9 protein-coding genes are annotated in these 18,681 nt (G+C 55.9%); 7 read left to right on the plus strand and 2 right to left on the minus strand.

All coding sequences use genetic code 11. The annotated features are described in order from the left end of the window. Nucleotides 1-190: 190 nt before the first annotated feature. From R5L00_RS08125 to smbP (R5L00_RS08150), 6 genes are all read left to right on the plus strand, one after another. Entirely contained in the window at nt 191-1,930 is a 1,740-nt protein-coding gene (locus tag R5L00_RS08125; protein WP_317650549.1) for a type I secretion system permease/ATPase, read from the plus strand. Beyond that, nucleotides 1,908-3,266 carry an HlyD family type I secretion periplasmic adaptor subunit gene (locus R5L00_RS08130; RefSeq protein WP_317650550.1) on the plus strand — a complete coding sequence of 453 codons (1,359 nt, stop codon included), beginning with the start codon at nt 1,908-1,910 and terminating at the stop codon, nt 3,264-3,266. Before R5L00_RS08125 ends, R5L00_RS08130 begins: the two co-directional genes overlap by 23 nt. 578 nt (nt 3,267-3,844) lie before the next feature. Then, the gene (smbP, locus tag R5L00_RS08135; protein WP_317650551.1) at nt 3,845-4,189 is read left to right on the plus strand and encodes a small metal-binding protein SmbP; all 345 of its coding nucleotides are present in this window, start codon (nt 3,845-3,847) and stop codon (nt 4,187-4,189) included. A gap of 510 nt (nt 4,190-4,699) precedes the next feature. Next, the gene (locus tag R5L00_RS08140) at nt 4,700-7,879 is read left to right on the plus strand and encodes an efflux RND transporter permease subunit (RefSeq protein WP_317650553.1); all 3,180 of its coding nucleotides are present in this window, start codon (nt 4,700-4,702) and stop codon (nt 7,877-7,879) included. Next, nucleotides 7,869-9,080, plus strand: a complete 1,212-nt coding sequence (locus tag R5L00_RS08145; RefSeq protein WP_317650555.1) for an efflux RND transporter periplasmic adaptor subunit — start codon at nt 7,869-7,871, stop codon at nt 9,078-9,080. Before R5L00_RS08140 ends, R5L00_RS08145 begins: the two co-directional genes overlap by 11 nt. A gap of 824 nt (nt 9,081-9,904) precedes the next feature. Then, complete coding sequence (gene smbP, locus R5L00_RS08150; RefSeq protein ID WP_107695006.1) at nt 9,905-10,249, plus strand: small metal-binding protein SmbP; 345 nt, start codon at nt 9,905-9,907, stop codon at nt 10,247-10,249. Nucleotides 10,250-10,354: 105 nt separating this feature from the next. Here the strand turns inward: smbP (R5L00_RS08150) and R5L00_RS08155 are convergent, their stop codons facing one another. Beyond that, a complete protein-coding gene (locus R5L00_RS08155; protein WP_317650556.1) occupies nt 10,355-12,460 on the minus strand; it encodes an AAA family ATPase in 2,106 nt (701 codons plus the stop codon). A 383-nt stretch (nt 12,461-12,843) separates the two neighbouring features. Next, the gene (locus R5L00_RS08160; RefSeq protein WP_317650558.1) at nt 12,844-14,913 is read right to left on the minus strand and encodes a multicopper oxidase; all 2,070 of its coding nucleotides are present in this window, start codon (nt 14,911-14,913) and stop codon (nt 12,844-12,846) included. 297 nt (nt 14,914-15,210) lie between these two features. Between R5L00_RS08160 and R5L00_RS08165 the strand changes: the two genes are divergently transcribed. After that, nucleotides 15,211-18,678 carry a hypothetical protein gene (locus R5L00_RS08165; protein ID WP_317650560.1) on the plus strand — a complete coding sequence of 1,156 codons (3,468 nt, stop codon included), beginning with the start codon at nt 15,211-15,213 and terminating at the stop codon, nt 18,676-18,678. Nucleotides 18,679-18,681 lie beyond the last annotated feature (3 nt).

Raw genomic sequence — 18,681 nt, forward strand, 5'->3', positions numbered from 1 at the left:
CGATTCCCTTTTTTGTTGCTTTGCCAACTGCATTGAGGAACATGGACTTGAGTCCAATAGGCAGGGTGCATCCCGTGGGATAGTCTCTGTCGCAACCGCTTTTCCCTCACGAGTTGTTTGTCGATTTATTGAGACCGTACGACTCACGACCATCAAGTCGAACGTTGCCGCTGTAGAGATTGAATTAATAATGGCCAGACGCCAGGTTGCACAAAACGAGATTGCCGAAGTCCTCAGTAGCTTCAAGGCAACCTTCAGAACTATCGGGGTTTTCAGTGCCATCATCAACGTGTTGATGCTGGTACCGGCGCTCTACATGCTGCAGGTCTATGACAGAGTTCTTGCCAGCCGCAACGAAACAACGCTGTTGATGCTGACTCTGATAGTACTCGCTGCTTATCTGGTGATGAGCAGCCTTGAATTCATACGCAGCTTCGTGCTGATACGTGTCGGGGCGCAGCTCGACATGAAAATGAACAAACGCATTTACGAGGCGGCATTTGAGCAGAACCTGAAGCGTCCAGGCGGGAGCGCGGGTCAAGCCCTGCAGGATCTGACAAACATTCGCCAGTTCCTAACGGGTAACGGGCCATTCGCGTTTTTCGATGCCCCCTGGTTTCCTGTCTACCTGATCGTTATTTACCTGTTTGACCCAGTGCTGGGCTTGTTCGCGCTGAGCGGGACGATAGTGCTGGTCGTGCTGGCCTCAGTCAATGAAATAGTATCAAGAAAACCTCTTGCCGCGGCGAGCACCATGGCGATTGAGTCAGCCAATCTCGCCAGCAATAACCTGCGTAATGCAGAAGTGATCGCCGCCATGGGAATGCTGCCCCATCTAATGTCGCGTTGGTTCAAGTTGCACAGCCGCTTTTTGCAGTTACAGGCCGAAGCAAGTGAAAAAGCTGGAATGATTGCCTCAGGCACAAAGTTTGTCCGGACCTCGATGCAATCGCTGATATTGGGCTTGGGAGCGTTGCTTGTACTGGACGGCAGAATTACGCCTGGCATGATGATTGTCGCATCCATCCTGATGGGCCGCGCATTAAGCCCGGTCGAACAACTGATTGGCGTATGGAAAAACTGGAGCAATACGCGCGGGGCCTACCAGCGGCTCAACGAGTTGCTGCAGGTCAATCCGGTGCGGGAGGGCGGCATGTCGCTGCCCAAGCCTCTCGGGCACATCTCCGTTGAGGCGGTCACGGCCGCCCCTCCCGGTGTATCTTCGGCTCTTCTTAAAAATCTCAGTTTTGCCATTTTCCCCGGGGACGTGCTGGGCATCATCGGACCCAGCGGTGCGGGCAAATCCACCCTCGCCCGGTTGCTGGTCGGTATCTGGCCCTCGATGATTGGCAAAGTGCGCCTGGACGGGGCGGATGTCTACCTGTGGAATAAGGCTGAACTGGGGCCGCATATCGGGTATTTGCCGCAGGACATAGAACTGTTCGGCGGAACGGTCAGCGAAAATATTGCGCGCTTTGGCAAAATCGATCCGGATGAGGTAGTTTTGGCAGCAAAGCGTGCCGGCGTTAACGACATGATTTTGCGTTTCCCCCAGGGGTATGACACGCCGCTCGGCGACGGAGGTGCCGGTTTGGCTGGCGGGCAAAAGCAGCGTATCGGGCTGGCGCGCGCACTTTACGGCGATCCTGCGCTCGTTGTGCTGGATGAACCGAACTCCAATCTCGACGAAACCGGGGAATCGGCGTTGGTGGCGGCGATCAACGATCTACGCAGCCGACAAAAGACGGTCGTGATGATTACTCACCGGCCCAATATCTTAGGCGCCACGACGAAGCTGCTGGTTTTGCAGGAAGGGGTGGCACGCTCGTTTGGCACCCGCGCAGATGTTCTCGCCGAATTGACCAGGCAAAACCAGCAACTGACACAACAGACCCAACCGGTAAAGCATGAGAAATCAGCTGCAGCCTAATCCGGGCGAGGGCATCGTCCTCTCTCCTGATGAGCTTGTTTCATACAACGTCGACACGAATCCGCGCGGTTATATTCGAACAGGATGGTGGATTGTCATTGCAGGGGTCGGCGGTTTCCTGCTGTGGGCATCCCTGGCGCCACTCGACAAGGGGGTGCCCCTGAGCGGCACAGTGACTGTTTCCACAAGCCGAAAAGCCGTACAGCATCCCACGGGTGGCATCGTGGATGCAATCCTGGTGAAAGAAGGCGACCGTGTGAAAGCAGGGCAAAAGCTGGTGCATTTGAACGGCGTGCAGGCAAGCGCAAATGCGGAAATGAGGCGCGTCCAGTATTTTACTGCGCGTGCAGCGGAAGCCCGCCTGATAGCGGAGCGCGACGGAAAGGGCACAATCGAATTCCCTGCAGAACTGTTCAAGGAAAAAGACGACCCGCGCGTCGCCAGCAACATAAGGATGCAGGAACACTTGTGGAATTCGCGAAGGGTGGCAATCAAAAGCGAATTGGGCGCCCTCGATGAAAGCATTATTGGTCTTCAACTTCAAACCCATGGATTGGAGGAATCACGGGATAACAAAAAGACGCAGCTTGAATTCCTGAAGGAACAGCTGCATGGAATGCGGGACCTGGCCAAAGAGGGGTATGTCGCGCGCAATCGCCTGCTCGAACTTGAGCAGACTTATGCTCAGATCAGTTCCGCGATATCCGAGGATATCGGGAATATCGGACGCGGGCAGCGGCAGATCGCGGAGTTCAAGCTTCGGCGCGTACAGCGTCAGCAGGAGTACCAGAAGGAGGTCCGTACCCAATTATCCGATGTACAGCGGGAAGCGGAGGCACTTGCCAATCAGCTGAAAGGACTGGATTACGATCTGTCCAACGTTATGGTGAAAGCGCCCGTCGACGGAACAGTGGTAGGGTTGTCGGTCTTTACGGTGGGCGGTGTAATCGGTCCTGGCGTCAGGATGATGGATATCGTACCCAGTGAAGATGCGCTGGATATCGAAGGACAGTTGCCTGTGCATCTCATCGACAAAGTCCATCCCGATCTCCCGGTAGAGCTGATATTTACGGCATTCAACCAGAACTTGACTCCACATATGCCAGGCGTGGTTACCCACGTCTCGGCGGACCGGCTTGTCGACGAAAAAACCGGCTTCCCCCACTACAAGATCAAAGTCAAGATTGCGCCTGAGGGAGCGGAAATTATTTCCAGTTTGCAGATCAGACCGGGTATGCCGGTAGACTTGTTCGTGAAAACAGGCGAGCGCACAATGATGAATTACATTTTGAAGCCAATGCTGGATCATTTCAAAATGTCAATGACAGAAGAATAAAGATACCTGTGTTCCCGGGCGGTTTGCTCGTTTCTTCCTGCGGTGCCATTTGGCCAAATTGTTGCCCTGCACCCAGCGCCCATTGCCCTTATGCAGGACGTCTATCAGGTCCCGAAGGTCGGGAGAAGAAGTGGCTTCCCTTATCCCGCTACTGGTAAAATTTTAGGAGGTTAGCGGCTTTATACGACACGCTAAAATGGGGATGGTGAGCGGCAGCTTCCGCAGATAGGTTCCGACCAAAATGCAAAATGGATATCTCGACCGTCCACCTGCCAGATGTCGCGTTCTCCTTAGCCGTTGGACATAGTCGGCATGCGGTGCCGAGTGCAATGGGAGCCGGAGGCCGATATGCATCACGATGATTGCAGTGACTGAAGTCATGGAATGGCCTGCCCGTCAAAAGCCTGAATCCCACACCAGACCGCGTCATTTTTCGTTTCCGTTTTTGTGCTATAAAAAAAAGGCATCTCTCTTTTATGGAAATCTGCCAAGGGAAGTGATGCGTTTCTTCTGTTAAGACGGGGATACCGTCCCCATCCTGCTGTTAAAAATTGTGACTTTCATATGGAGGGGTTGCCATGAGACATATACGAGCAACATTTGCTATGAGCAGCTTGGCACTTTTTCTGAGTGTTCCGGTTATGGCTCACGAGGATCACACGGCCGAGGCGATCGAGCATGCTGCAATGGCCAAGGCGCACGGAGAGGATGGCCATGCGAAGGTATTGCTAAAGCACGCCGAGGACAGCCTGAAGCATGCCAAGGCATCCGAAAAGCAGCACGAAGAACAGCGCCGGCACATGGCGGAATCGGTCAAGCACCTTCAGGAAGCAATTACCCATGCTAAAGCAGAGCATGCGGACGTTGCCACCAACCACGTTGAAGAAGCGCTAAAGCACATGCGAAAGTCCACTAAAGAGTAGACCGGGTAGCAGTAATAAACGCAGGTGCTGGTTATTGGTTCTATCCCATCGCTTGAGTTTGCAATACGGCAGGCGCGGTCGATAAACGCTGCCGATTAAGGCTGCCACTAACCTCCGCCTGCTATTGATTCCTGGAACAGCCTGAACCCGGTTCCTGGGGAGGGGGGCCTCCATGTCGACGCCGGGAACGCTGAGGTTGCCTGGACGCGAGTTGTTTGACTCTTGCTCAATAACGCGACAAGCTGCTCGACCGCGACCGTTCTTTACCCCAAAACTCCTTTTCGTTAAGATAAGTCTCGCCGAAAGCTTACCTTGTGACACGTTGCGGAGATCGTTCACCGCAGCATCTCCTTAAATAACTTTCTCCGAATGCAGCCTCTTCAGGCGGTATTTCCGATTACAATGATTCATCGCCCTAACAAGGGGGGCGATGAAGTCAAAGGGACAACGTAAAGGCAACGATCTCTTGTTTTTTCTTTAGAGCAGGAACCTCATTCTTCAGAATCTCGCATGATTGAGATTGTTCGCGTTGCCTTGCGGCGCCCATACACGTTCGTTGTACTGGCGCTTCTTCTCCTGATCATCGGTCCGCTTGCAGCACTTCGGACGCCCACCGATATTTTTCCCGATATTCGTATTCCCGTGGTCGCCGTGGTGTGGCAGTACACGGGCTTGCCGCCTGATGACATGGCAGGACGTATTACGACACTATTTCAGCGCTCGTTGACGACGACAGTAAACGACATCGAGCATATTGAAGCAAATTCGTACGCCGGCACCGGTATCATCAAGGTCTTCTTTCAGCCGGGCGTGGACATAGCGGTTGCTAACGCGCAAGTTACCGCGATTTCGCAGACCGTTGTAAGGCAAATGCCCCTGGGTACGACGCCCCCGCTGATTCTCAACTATAACGCTTCGACGGTGCCGATTCTTCAGCTCGCACTATCCGGGAAGGGCATGTCCGAGCAAGCCCTGGCTGATCTCGCCCTCAACACGGTTCGCATCCGCCTTGTTACCGTTCAGGGCGCGGCGATCCCATTTCCCTATGGCGGTAAGACTCGGCAAATTCAGATCGACCTTGATCCGCCCGCACTGCAGGCGCGCGGATTGACAGCCCAGGATGTCGGCAATGCCCTTGCGGCACAGAACCTGATCACGCCGATTGGCACGCAGAAGATAGACGCGTTCGAATATACGGTGCAACTGAACAATGCTGCATCCGTAATCGAGGATCTCGGAAACCTGCCCGTCAAGTTTGTCGACGGCGCAACCATTTACATCCGCGACGTGGCCCAGGTGCGTGATGGCAGTGCGCCCCAGACCAACATAGTCCACGTTGACGGTACGCGCTCCGTAGTGATGACGGTACTGAAGAATGGCGTGACTTCAACGCTTGCCATCGTCGCTGGTATCCGGGCGAAGCTGGCCGAGATCAAACCGGCTTTACCAGCCAATCTCCAGGTTGTACCCATCAATGACCAGTCCTTGTTCGTGCGGGCAGCAATCAAGGGCGTCGCATTGGAAGGCGCCATCGCCGCGGTACTGACCAGTATCATGATATTGCTGTTTCTGGGTAGCTGGCGCTCAACCTTGATTGTCGCGGTGTCGATTCCGCTGTCGATCCTCGGTGCGATCATTTGCCTGGCCGCACTCGGCGAAACCCTCAATATTATGACTCTTGGGGGGCTTGCGTTAGCCGTTGGCATTCTTGTCGATGATGCTACCGTAACCATAGAGAGCATCAACCTGCACCTGGAGGAGGGCAAGGACGTTGAGACCGCCATCATGGATGGCGCAACGCAAATTGCCACTCCCGCGTTCGTTTCGCTGCTGTGCATTTGCATCGTTTTCGTGCCAATGTTTTTCCTGGAGGGCGTTGCGCGCTTTCTGTTCGTGCCGATGGCCGTGGCGGTCATGTTTGCAATCGCGTGGTCGTTCATCCTTTCGCGCACGCTTGTGCCGACCATGTCCAAGTATCTGCTGAAACCGCATATACCGGGGGCCGATAATCAGCCTCCGCGCAATTCCCTGACGCGTTTCCAGCGTAGCTTCGAAGCGCGCTTCGAACGCATCCGTGCAGGCTATCGCGCGTATCTGCAACTGGCACTTGCGCATCGTCGGCCGTTCATAAGCGGATTTCTTGCATTCGTGCTGGGGTCTTTTCTTCTTCTGCCATTTCTTGGCCGAAATTTCTTTCCAGCTGTCGATAGTGGCCAGATCTTGATGCACGCGCGTACTCAGGTCGGTACGCGGGTTGAAGAAACCGCGAACCAGTTCGCCGAGATCCAGAAAGCAGTTCGTAAGATCATTCCGCCACACGACATCGACGTAATGATCGATAACATCGGCCTTCCTCCCAGCAGCATTAATCTGACCTACAACAACTCGGGGGTGATGGGTACGCAGGATGGCGACATTCAGATCGCGCTGAAGCAAGGTCACCAGCCCACCGAAGGCTATGTGCGCAAGCTTCGGGAGGAGTTGCCGCGTCAATTTCCGGGCGTAACGTTTTCATTTCCGCCAGCCGATATCGTCAGCCAGATTCTGAATTTTGGTTCGCCGGCGCCGATCGAACTACAGATCCGAGGCAACACCCTGGATGCAAATTTCGATTACGCCAACTTTTTGCTGCCCAAGCTACGCGCGATTTCCGGCATTGCGGATGTTCGTATTCAGCAGTCGCGCAGGAGGCCCATTTTTGACGTGGATGTCGATCGCACGCGTGCGCAACAGGTTGGCGTTACCATGCGCGATGTCACCAACAGTTTGGTCGCCAACCTCGCTGGCAGCAGCCAGGTTGCGCCCACTTTCTGGCTGAATCCGCAGAATGGCGTGCAGTATCCCATCGTGATACAGACGCCCCAATATCGCCTCGATACGCTTGCTGCACTCGCTGACCTGCCGGTGGGCGGCAGCAACGGCAATTCGCAAGTACTCGGGGGTCTTGCCAATTTTACGCGTAGCAGCGGCAATGCGTTAGTCAGCCAATATGATATTCAGCCGATGGTGCAGATTTACGCAACAACGCAGGGACGAGATCTTGGCGCGGTGGCAACGGAGCTTCGCCGCATCCTGGCCGATAGCGCAAGCGAGGTGCCGAAAGGGTCAACGGTTCTGTTGCTGGGCCAGGTACGAACGATGGAGAATGCATTTTCCGGCTTGCTGTTCGGCTTGCTTGGCGCCATTGTGCTTATCTATTTTCTGATTGTCGTCAACTTCCAATCCTGGAGCGATCCGTTCGTCATCATAACCGCACTTCCGGCAGCACTTGCCGGGATCGTATGGATGCTGTTCGTCACGCACACGCCAATCTCGGTGCCGGCGCTTACCGGGGCGATCATGTGCATGGGTGTGGCGACCGCAAATAGCGTCCTTATGATCAGCTTTGCGCGCGAGCGTCTCGATGCAATAGGAGACGCTACCGCAGCTGCCCTGGAAGCCGGATTCGTACGTTCCCGACCGGTTCTGATGACAGCATTGGCGATGATCATCGGCATGGTGCCTATGGCACTGGGCATGGGTGAAGGCGGCGAACAGAACGCGCCGCTCGGCCGCGCGGTGATCGGCGGCCTTATGTTTGCCACCGTTGCAACATTAATCTTCGTTCCCGTTGTTTTCAGCATCGTGCATGGAAGGCATGGCAAGGCGCCTGCACCGGGCTCCATTTCTGGAGAATCGCATGCCGCCTGATCCCTCCGCACCTCGGGTCTCGACACGCTCACTGCGCGTTTTTGGTGTCGCCGCAATAGCCGTCGTTATTGTCATTGTTGTCGCAGGCCTCGGTATGCGAGCTTTCGATAACAGACAGCTACGCAACTGGACCGACGAGCGGGCTATCCCGGTTGTTGCCGTTCTTAAACCCGGCATTGCCGGCAACGCCGCATCACTTGATTTGCCCGGTCGCCTGCAAGCCTATTCACGTGCGCTGCTATATGCCCGCGTCACTGGCTACCTGAAAAGCTGGAAAGCGGACATCGGCACTCGCGTGAAAGCCGGCCAGTTGATCGCGGAAATCGATACGCCGGATCTCGATCAGGAGCTGCTGCAGGCGAAGGCCGATCTCGCCAGCTCGCAGGCCACTGCACAGCTTGCCAAGACCACAGCCGAACGCTGGCAGCTGCTGCTGAACTCAGGCTATGTTTCGCCACAGGCGGCCTCAGAGAAAACAGGTGATTTCAGCACCAAGCAGGCATTGGTAAATGCCGCACAGGCGAATGTGGACCGCTTGCAGGCATTGAAAGCTTTTACCCGTATCGTTGCACCCTTTGATGGTCTGGTCACTGCACGATTCACGGACATCGGTGCACTCGTAAATGGCGGCAGCGGGACGGGCCAGGAGCTTTTCGAAGTGTCGAAGACGAATACATTGCGCGTCTATGTCAATGTGCCACAGACCTACGTGCCAAGCATTCCACCGGGTACCAAGGCAGTCATCAGCGTCCCGGAACATCCGGATAAGACTTATGCTGCAACTGTAGCCGAGTCGTCACAGGCGGTTAATACGGTATCGGGGACGACCCTGGTGCAAATTCACGTTGATAATTCCAATGCCGAACTGATGCCGGGGGCATTTGCAAATGTGAATTTGGAACTGCCCGCCAGCAAGGCTGTACTTAGCGTTCCCGCAAGCGCGCTGATGTTCGACAAGGCAGGATTGCGCGTGGCAACGGTTACTGCTGATGACATAGTTATGTTGAAACCGGTGACGATTGCGCGTGATCTCGGCAAGGTCATTGAACTTGGTTCAGGCCTCGCTCCCGAGGATCTTGTAATCGAAAGCCCGCCCGACGGCATCGCTAGTGGAGACAGGGTGCGTATCGCCCATACCACGAACGCGTCCGACGGCCGCGATGGCAGCCTTGGCAGTAGTAAGAGGCTCTCTACCTATTGATAACACATTTGCCAATTAAAACATTCCTTGGGAGCTTTAAGCTTCTGGAGCCGCCTCTGAGTTGAGCTAGGCGGGGAACAACTGGAGTGGCATTACGCGCCATATCTGATTAGCCATACATCTTCTATTATCTTTCTACCGAAACAGCGGTAAGCTGTCGTTCGAGTTTTTGCGTAAAGCGCACGATGCTGATCACCAGGCCGACATCGCTCAAGTACAGGAATGGCTGTTAAATGCCAATATTGTGACCCCCGGATGTATGGCCCGCAAAACCGGCCGGACGACATTCCTACATCTGAGTTGAATTAGTAGATCAGTCATCCTCATTTGCTTTGTGCGCTGGCGGTAATAGCTCTTCGAGGCATCTTGTACTTCGTCACTCGCTCCACTGGGTGAAGAGGATGAGCTTTGTCGTTGATCATCAGACATCACATGGAGCGCGAGGCTCATGCGCTCCGTGAATCGAGAGCCCGCGGCCACTCTTTCCGCAGGAAGCGCCCGAAGACCGGAACGTAATTACCGGATAGACGCGACGTCATTTTTCCTTTCCGTTTTGTGCTATAAAAAATTACCGGTCTCGTTTGTAGAAATTGGCGAAGGAAGCGACGCTGTTTCTTATAGGACGGCGTTTTGCTTCGTGGTCGGGATCGCAACCAGGCAGGGCGCGGGTCGGTTGATGGCCGTCGCAAGCCTTCGATCCCTATTAACTGCTGGAACAGCTTGGCTTAGCCGTGTCAGTTGGCGAAGTTGGTCTTACGGAAAGAACGGGAATGCCGAATGGTCTTAACCTGCTTTTGAATCCGACTGTCAGAGGGGATCTTGTCATGAGAAATCTAGGGGCGACTTTTGCAATGAGCAGCTTGGCATTTTTTCTCAGTGTTCCGGCTATCGCCGGCGAGGATCCCATGGCTTCTGCGCTTGAGCATGCTGCAAGGGCGAAGGCACACGGAGACGACGGCCGCATGAAAAAATTGCTGGAGCACGCCGAGGAAAGTCTAAGGCATGCTAGGGCATCCGAAAAGCGGCACGCGGCACAGCGCGCCCAGATGGCGCAAGCAGTCAAGAACCTGGAGCAGGCGATCGAAAATGGCAAAGCAGGACGTGATCGCGTCGCCAATAAACACATGGGCGAAGCGCTGGTGCGAATACGAAAGTCCACATCAGACTAGACTGTGAAGGGAATAAAGTACCAGTTGAGCGCGTATCTGTATCGGCGCTCACTCTAAAATCGAACGATATCGAACGCAGAGTGCCCAAACATGGCGCTGCGCCAGCTAACCCCTGGTCGCAAGCAGTTCCTGGAACAATTTAACCCACCGTCCGGTGGTGGCATGATCGAATGCGCTGACGCCCTTTTTAAGGGCCACCTCTTTTGTCCGCTTTGCAACTTCAATCTTCCATCCCTCGCGTAACGTTACTCCTTGGGTTTCCGCCCAGGCTTCGACCTGACCAACCAGCGGCTTGCCGCTAACCACCACATCTGCAAACGGAATCTCGGAATTTCTTTCCCAGCGGTCGATCACTTGAGCGAAGAATGAAGCGGGTATTAAATCTTCGAGTTCAGAGCCGGTAAAGCCGACATAAGTGTCCGTTGATAAAACCCTTTCCTCTACGCCGTGATACGGTCCTGATTTCAATTCCTGACTGATCCGCTTTCCTGGCTCATCGCCACTGAGAAGTATTTTTGGCAAAGGCTCGTCTCGCCCCGTGATGATACTAGCGACTACCTCTGCTGTTTTGCTGCCGCCTGACGGAGCAAAGACCAGTTCGCGCTTTGGTGAGATTTTATTTGCGCCGATGAGCAGCGTTTTGATGGTCGAGAGATAATATTGATCGGACGGACCCAGGACGATAACAGGTTGACAGCCGAGCAGCAGACTCTCCGCGACGTTCAGATGCAGTGCGGAGTGTACGACGTAGGCCGCACCTGCCTGCCGGGGATCTTTTTCGACATGGCGTAGGTCAGGCGTCGCCTTGGTCGTGCCATTTTCGGATATATAGACCTTGCGCGCTCGCCCCAGATGCTCCGCGTCGATCAGAAACGGTGAATGGGTTGTGTAAAGAATTCTGTTGAAACTGGCCAAATTATCGAAGAAGGCCGACAGATTCCTTTGCGCCAGCGGGTGCAGTGACAATCCAGGCTCATCCAGCAATAATATCGCACGTTGGTGCTCGCCCTCGCTTTCCACGAGAAATACGAGATAAAAGCTAAGGAACCACTGAAGGCCGGTGCTTCTGCTCTCAAGCTCCACTTCCTCCGGGCGGCGGTCGTCGGACACCCATATCCGGAAGTGACTGCCATCCGCGTCGAAGCGGAATTTGTAATCTCCTTGCTTCCACCAGTTTCTGAACTTTTCCGTCAGGACAGCCCCGGCGGATTGAAGCAGTATCGAACGCTCCCTTTTTTTCAGGGCAATCTCACTGATCTCGTCGGCGGTGGGCTCACGCTGGTTGTTGCGCGCATCCCGTAGGTCCTGACCGAGTTCCAGTATGTCGCCTGGCTCAAGCCCTACGAATTTGAACAGGACGCGCAAGGTTCGGGCTTTGGCTGCTTCTTTAGAGCCGAGGTCGTTTCTTTGAAGATTTTGTACAACGTGGGGAAGATAAATTTCAGAATCCAGGTTGCCGAATTCGGAGTAATAAACGAATTTGGGCAGTGCGCCGAGGACGATATCTGTTACATCCGCGGCGCCTTCACCCGGGGACGTAATTTCGGAGGTTATCAGTTCGATTGCATCCAGCAGTTCCGCTACGTGACTATAAACTGCCGTGGTTCTTCTATCGGGTTCCTGAATCAGGAATTGCAACTCTCGTTTAAATTCTGAAGCGTCGCTCGCTGATAGACGCGGCTCCGCGAGAGTGTCGTGCATCTGATTCAACTTTGTGAGAACAATTTCTTTCAACTCATGTTCTTGCGTGGACGGCGCCAAGTCGGTGATGCTTCTCATGGCACCAGCAATCAGTTTTTTTACCTCCGAGTTTACGTCTGACGGGTCTACGCCGGTAAAACCTTCAGATTGGGGGAAAGAAACGGCGTACTCCCCATTAAAGTACCGTTTTACAGATACCAGCGCGGCCGCTTCCGGGGTTATTCCCGCCTTCCGGGAGAGTTCGCCTGCGAGGGGCCCAGTCTCGAATTCCGCTGTTATGAAGCAGTAATTTTGCGGGGCTTGGCGTATGGCGCCGAAATGTTTCTTGGGATAGTCAGAAGCCGGCTGAATTTCTCCCCCTGTCGCCGGGTTTAGCTTCCAGAGCGGAACCAGAAGGTTTGTTTTCCCCGATTCATTCACGCCGATCAGCGCAGTAACCTTATCCACCTCAACCCAATTGCTATTTTCGACAGAGCGAAAATTGGTGACTAGAAATCGGGTAAGTTGCATAAGTCTGTCCTTTCCTGCTTCTCTGTCAGGTAATCAGGCGTTTAAACAATTTTAACCACTTTTTGCGCATCAACGACTGTAACTGAGTGACGTCGGAGGGGGAACGTAGCCGCATCAGGAAATCGCAAGCAATATATGTGCCGATAATATAACCTGCTGACATGTAGCGCTATTCGCTCGTGGGGCAATGGATGGCGGATGATGTGTAATGCTTTTCGACACCTTGGACATGGATCCGACACATTCTCAGCAAAAGGAATATATGCAACCGGGGCACGAGGCGGCGCACAGAGCAAACGCTCGACCTTGGGAAGCGTGCCCAAGCGTGCTCAACCAGCTTGCTACGTTAGTCAGTAAGATCGGTAGTAGAAAAGGAGGCCGATCTATGGCTGCCCCGGCTGCTCTGGCTGAACCGGTCCGATACGGTACGGGAGCATCATCTCATTGTCCTCGTGCTCAAGGATGTGGCAATGCCAGACGTACTGCCCCGGCGTTGTGAAGGTCATCTTCACCCGGGTGACCTGGCCGGGGTAAGCAATGATGGTGTCCTTGCGGCCCAATTCCCACGGCTCCGGCGGCAGGGGCTGGGAGTCAGTTGCCATCTGTACCGTTCCATTTTCCTCGTCGACAACGATCGGTTGCCGATTGACCAGTTCAAACGACACGGCGTGGATATGCATCGGGTGCGCATCCTCGGTGGTGTTAAAAAACTCCCACATTTCGGTCGCGCCCACAGCCGGGTTCTGGGTGACGGGGTCCATCCACATCTGTTTTACCGCCTTCGCCGGCGCGGTGCCGGGGTCGGCCACGGTGCCGAGCAGGGTCTGGGCCGGGGCATCCTCGAAGCGGTTGGACATCTCTTCCAGCAACGCCAGGGAACGTGTCACGATAGCTGGCGGGAGTGCCTCGACAGGGGGCAGCAAAAGGTTCGCCGGCCCGGTTGTATGATCAGCCGCCTTTGCCCGGACGACGCGAAATTCCAGGATCTGACCGGTAGTGGCGGGTTCGGCGACAGGAAAATCCTTGCCCGGCTCACCACCGCCAAAGGGCTCGTCCGGCCCCACGTTTCTGAGAACGTGTCGGCCTACGGGTACTTTGGCAAAGTCGACGATGACGTCCGCCCGCTCGGATGGCGCCAGCAGTATCCTGTTGCCATTGACTGTCGACATGTTCACGGGGGCAGCGAGGAAGCTGCTTTCGCTGCCGATCATCCACACCTCCACGCCGGGAATGCTACTGAAATCGAGTATCAGGAAGCGGGAGTTGCAGCCGTTTAACAGACGCAAGCGATAGCGCCGCTGCTCTACGGTATGAAATGGCCACGTATTGCCATTCACCATCATCGTGTTGCCGAAGAATTCTGGAGTCCAGAGAGGGGAAATATCGGACTCGGGAATGAACGGGCCTGTCGTGCCGTCGAAGAAAGCCCGGGTCTGAGGATAAAACAGTGAACCATCGGCGTTGAACGACCGGTCCTGGATCACCAGCGGAATTTCCTGGAGTGCCCTAGTCGAGGGAACCTTGTCCTTTTGTTTCGGCGCAGCGCCGGGGAGGACTGCGGAGCCGCCCGTGGCCTTGTCTTTTACCGCGTCGTCGCCCGCCGGGCCCCCGCGGATGATGTAAAAACCAGCCGGACCGGTATAGACATTCACCCGCGTCATGCCGAGCGTATGGTCGTGGTACCAGAGCGTGGAAGCATGCTGTGCATTGGGATAGGTGAAGGTCGCGCTTCCCCGGCCCCAACCGGGCTCGCTGCCGTTCGCTTTCTCGTTGAAGAACCCGTACCAGGTTCCCGTGGCGGCATACTCCGCAGGGATATTGCGAGCCGCGGGAAGGTACCACGCCTCTGCGTAGCCGTCGCTGTGGTCGGGAACCCCGGCCATGCCGTGCACGTGCGTCACGATGGGGACGGGGCCCTGGTAGCCGCGAGGAGTGGCGGCAAAGCTTGGTCGCGAGTCGCGTCCCGCCTTTCCACCCGGCGGGTTGGCCCAGTGCAGCGTAGGATCGACAGGCAGCAGATGCGGCAGATAGTCGCCTGTCGCCTGGTCCTTGAGGTCATTGGTCCACTTCACGATCACCGGCACGTCCCAATTCGCTTCAATCGTAAGCGAGGGGGCGTGATAAACGAGAGCCTTTTCCTCCACGGAATGGACTGGGCCGTATCCCCAAACGGTGGTGGCCGGTGACCCCGTGGGCAGGATCTGTTGGGAGAACTGCTTGATGGAAATCTCGTAATAATCGGCGACCTTTCCGCCCTTGAGCTTGATTTTGCCCGCCTTCGGCATGGCCGGCAGCGTAAACAGGGGTGTCTTGAATTTCTTTATCAGGTTCGGGTCGAGCGTGCCTCCCGGAATCGCCGCGATCGCTGTAGAAATGCCGCTGAGCTTGTCGAAGCCGAACAGCGTAAGCATCGTACTGCCGGTGTACTTCAGGAATGTACGTCGGGAAACCATTCAAAGACCTCCTTTATTGCCGACTTTTTAATGCACTGAACCGTGCCGCGCGGGCAGTAATCCCGCTGAAGCACAGAGTATCCAAGGTCAGGCTTGTATGGTCAATGGTCGTGTGCATCGGCCGGCTCGCGGTTCGCCGCCCAATTCCGGTGTCCCGTTCCGTTACCTTCGATCGGGATCGATTCGCGAGGATTTATTTAAACCTTGCGTGACTTGACGTGGGCAATTTCGTGTCCTATGTTGATATGGTTGAGTCTAGCTGAGGATGCGTCCAACTAAAAAGAAGGGGGAGGGCCAATGGCCGTGTATCAGGAAAACTTTGTTTCTATCCGCAAGTTGTACCCGCGAGTTTCCGAGCGACTGCCACGCACGCGCATGGCTGTTGCCGACCCTGCCTCAACGACTGAGCGCGACTATCGCGATCTGCTTTCGGAAGCGAACCTGAATTTCTTTCATCGAGAGTATTCGATCGCGCTCCAGAACTATCTGGCCTTGCGCCAGAAAATCCTTGAGCAAAGCCATCCTGAGATGCCGCGTGCCCCGGGCCTCGGCCTTTATCTCGACCTCGACTGGAGCGCGGTCAAGGCAACCCAGCTCATGGAATTTTCCCGCCGAGAAGTGCTTAAGCTGACGCCGGGTGCGGGGGTCAAGCTGCCGTTGAGCGACGAGCGCGTGATAAAGGCCGGCGAACTGCCGGCTAACCCGGTGTTTTCCAAATGGTCAGACGTTGGCATCGACCCCCGGCGCGTCGTAACAGACGATGTGCTGAGCCAGCGCGAGCGGGCGCGGGAACTGATTGTCTCAGGCAACTGGCGCGAGGCCGCGAAGCTGTATGAGGCTGCGGCGACGGCCGCCGCTGAAAGTGGCAATCTGGAATGGGCGGCTCAACTAACGAATGAGTCGGCATCGATGCTCGTCACCTACGCCGACGGGAATGAGCGTCGGGCCGCATTGGAGCAGGCGCTTGCCGGCTTTACCAAAGCCGAGCAGCTTTATTCGCGGGCGGGCAACCTTGAAGCGGTCGACGTGGTGCGCATCAACCGGGCGAACTTGCAGCGCGAAATCGACGGCGGTGGTGCAGCGCCGGCCGCGGGCTCGGTCCTCGCGGCAGCAGCACCCGAACGCACAGTGCGCCTCGCCACGGGCGGCTCGTTAAACCTGCATGATCTGTTAAGGCCCGATGCAGCAATTGCCCGGGTCGAAGTGCGTGCCGGCGTAGTTCAACCCCAAGCGACGCGGCTCATGATGGTCGCTGACGTAACGGGTTGGAAAAGCGCCACCGCCATGATCGAACAGGCTGCGGCGGACGGTGCAGGCGCCGCGGCGGCGAAGACAATCGGGTTGTTCTTTCCGGCCGGCGCCAGGACGCTTTCGCTGGAGGCGAATACGTTTACCACCAGCCTGACCGACACCGTCTACAACAACCGCATCCAGGCGACGGTGCTCGAAGACCTCAACTTTTACGAAGTGGTGGAGGTGAATTTTGTCACCTACTTCGTGCATCTGTATTTCTTCGTCCTGCCGATCGCCATCGGCGACAGCTATGCCGCGATGGGCTTGTATGACAAAGCGTTGAAGGAGTATCGCTCGGTACTGGCTTATCCCTTCCTCAATCTCGGCATTGAGGCGCCCTACGTGTGGCTGAAAATGTCCGATGTGTACCTGCAATGGGGCAATAGCTTGTACCGGCGCGATCAGCGCGCTGCCGCAAGGGAGAAATACGAATTCATCCTGCTCACGGACCTGACTGTACCCTCGACGGAGCTTTATCAAGGCAAATTCGGCATCATGCAGGCGCCGGCCGCCGAAGTCATCAAGGAACTGAAGAACGAGCCGCGCGGTCCCGTGAACCCAAAAGTGGCGGCCATCATCGCGCAGGCGGCCATGCGGCTCAAATACCTCACCAACAACTTCAATTACTTCGGCATTAGCGCGGATCACGCGCCGATTTTCCGCTACAAGTATCTGCAATCGGTGGCGACGTATATGGCGGATAGCGCAATCGAGGCGGAACGGACGTTCATCGGTTATCGGTCGACGGCCGAAAACCAGAAAATCGAGCATATGCAGATGGAAAGCGCCGTTGACGTGAACAAGGCTGCGCTTTCCATTGAAAACAAACGCATGGAGGACGCCGCACTGGAGGTCGAGGCTGCCCGTCGCACGCGTGAATATGCCGAGGTGCGCAGGAAGAATGCCGACGACGCGCTTGCGGAGTGGGATACCAAGGGGCGCGAATTGACCTCGATGAATGCCGCCTTGTCATGGGCCAGCGCAGCCGCCAATGATCAGGATATTCGCTACACTGGCGTTCGTTATGATGGTGCGCGGCACGACTACGAAGGCACTGTGGAAGAGTTTTTCGATACGGTTGGCGAGAAGCGCGAGTGGTTGGATTGGGAATTGCAACGCAACCGTATCGAGCGTCAGCGGGCAGAAGCCGGGGCCGAAGTGGCGATGGCGCAGACGCGGGAGCAGCAGGCGCAGGTGCGTTACGAGGTGCAGGCGCTGAACGTCATCCTGCAACAGAAGCGGTTGGAAGCGTCGCAGGAAGTGCTGGAGTACAGCGAGAACCGGCTGTTCGATGAAGACTTGTGGTTTCAGTTGGCCGCGCAGCTGCAGGATCTTGCGCGCAGCTACCTGGACGCCGCCATCTACGCCGCCCTGCTGATGGAACGCGGTTACGACCTCGAATTCGACCGTCGACTCAATCGTATTCGTACCGATTATATGCTCGGGGTGCCCGCGGGCTTGCTTGGCGGCGATCATTTGAAGCGCGATATCCTCTCGTTTTCCAGCGACTATCTGGAAAATGCCCAAAAGAAAAATCCGGTGCGCCTGGCGCTGTCGTTGCGTGAAGAGTTTCCGAGCAGTTTCGCCACCTTTGTCAACACGGGGATTCTGCCGTTTCGCACCGACCTCGAGATATTCGATAGACGCTACCCCGGCACTTATCGCCGCAAGATCAAGAAAATCGAATTGTTCGTCGAAGGTCTGGTGCCGCTCGAAGGCGCCAGCGGCTTCCTCACCAACAACGGTATCAGCGCCGAGTGGCGGATGGTGAGCGGTGCCTGGGTCAAGTTTACCCGCGTGATGCCGGTGGAGCGGATGGTGATGTCGAGCTATCAGTTCCGGCGCGATATCGCAGTCTTTCAGCCATCGGAAGAGATGCTTGGCCAGTTCGAGAACATGGGGCCGCAGTGCGAATGGACGCTGGAAATTCCACGCTCAGGCAACAACATCGATTACAACGCGATCAGCGACATAAAGTTCGTTATTTACTTCGATGCCGATTTCAACGATAGCCTGGCGGCGCATGTAAGAGCGCTGTATCCGTCCACCGGCGGCCGCTCGACCGTGCTCTCTTCCCGCTTTCAGTATCCCGACGAGTACTTCCGCCTCGATGCCGAACGCAGCGTCGACTTCGCCGTCAACGCCAGCTCGATTGCTTTCAAACACGAGTCGCCCACCCTCACCGCCTTCGGTATCCGGTTGCTGCCGGCCGGAACCGCCAGCATGGAGAATGTGCCCCTCATCATTACGCGGGTGTCGGATGGCAGTAGCGTTACGGCAAACACCAGTGCGCAGGGCACGATCGCGGGAGCGGCGGATACCATGGCCCCGTTCGCTGCGTGGAAGGACGCATCACCCGTGGATACCTGGCGGGTGGCGCTGGGCGAAGGCGTGAATAGCGCTAATCTCGCCGACGTGCAGATTTTCTACACCTACGCCTTCAAATATCGCGCTGACGGCAGTCTGGCCTGACGG

Source organism: Nitrosospira sp. Is2, from assembly GCF_033095785.1.
In the GTDB taxonomy this organism is placed as follows: Bacteria; Pseudomonadota; Gammaproteobacteria; order Burkholderiales; family Nitrosomonadaceae; genus Nitrosospira.